The sequence below is a fragment of the Ruegeria sp. TASC047 genome (assembly GCF_059612445.1).
Window position 1 is genome coordinate 1 of sequence record NZ_JBXWQP010000051.1, and the last position, 1,143, is coordinate 1,143.

Sequence of the window (1,143 nt, forward strand, 5' to 3'; positions counted from 1 at the left end):
AGAGCCCAATGCAGTCGTCTTCTTCCGCTGTGGTGCTGCATAAAATAAAGAAATTTAGTGCTGGACCAACTTGTATGTTAGATTCCTCGGCATGAGGACCGCATTAAACACGCTGTGATCAAGGAGGTTTGTCATGACTCGCACGTTGTACGAACGTCTAGGAGGTACCGACGGTATTCGACAGATCGTTGACGTGCTCGTCGACAATCATTCGAAAAACCCGGTTGTTTCTTCGCGGTTTGCGGGGAGCGATATGAATAACCTCAAGCAAATGGCCGGTGACTTCTTCATAGCTGGGTCAGGTGGTCCTGAGATTTATTCGGGCAAAGACATGATTGCGGCGCATCAGTTTATGAACATCAGCGGAGATGAGTTCGTCGCAGTTCTTGACGATGCCATGAACGCTCTGCAAGAGAACGGCATTGGTCAGCGCGAACAAGAGGAAGTCCTTTACATACTGTACAGCCTCAAAGACCAAGTCGTAGGAATTTAAGAACTTTCGTACTGCACGAAGGCCGTCAGAGAACCGCGAAGCTGACGTTCAGATGGTTTCATGGCGCCGGCACGCAGCGAATGATTGTTGTCGGCCCAGAGCAGCCGTTCACCCGGTCACCAGTGCGAACCGTCCTGCTTTCGGCGCGCCATCACATGGTCCATGGTCAGGCTCAGCACCTCAAGGTTGTTCTGGTTGTAAGTCCGGTAGCGAAACCGCACGGTTCCGCGATCGGGTTTTGAGCGTGATGGTGTGAGGGCCTCAACCGTAACACGCGCAGAAAGAGTGTCGCCCGGGAAGACAGGAGCGAGCCACCGCACTTCGTCCATGCCATGCCCGCCTAAGTTGGTGCCGGCCAGTACACCAGTGTCACGAAACAGCCGAAAAGTGAGCGCTATGGTTTGAAAGCCACTGGCAATGAGGCCGCCGAAAATCGACTCTTTCGCTGCAACCTTGTTTATGTGGAAGGGCTGAGGGTCGTGTGTAAGTGCAAAGTCTATAATCGCACCCTCGGTGAGGGTTATCCCGCCGCTCTCGAAATTATCTCCAACCGACAGATCGTCGAAGAATTTGCCGCCAATCATGCCGGGAGGATAGCTAAAAGGAGAGTTGCCCGTCAATACGCGGGGCAAATGTCTACTCAGTCCGCA

The 1,143-nt window shown here is 53.0% G+C and carries 2 protein-coding genes; one reads left to right on the plus strand and one right to left on the minus strand.

The annotated features are described in order from the left end of the window. Positions 1 to 133 precede the first annotated feature (133 nt). Positions 134 to 493, plus strand: a complete 360-nt coding sequence (locus tag AC2FLO_RS18150) for a group I truncated hemoglobin (RefSeq protein ID WP_496751698.1) — start codon at positions 134 to 136, stop codon at positions 491 to 493. Positions 494 to 609: 116 nt separating this feature from the next. On the opposite strand, the gene AC2FLO_RS18155 is transcribed toward AC2FLO_RS18150, so the two are convergent. Further along, a partial coding sequence (locus AC2FLO_RS18155) for a MaoC family dehydratase (protein WP_496811737.1) occupies positions 610 to 1,143 on the minus strand: 534 nt, incomplete at its 5' end.

Excerpts from the sequence above, each read along its gene's own strand:
- AC2FLO_RS18150 (WP_496751698.1), top strand. The coding sequence starts at position 134 with ATGACTCGCACGTTGTACGAACGTCTAGGAGGTACCGACGGTATTCGA.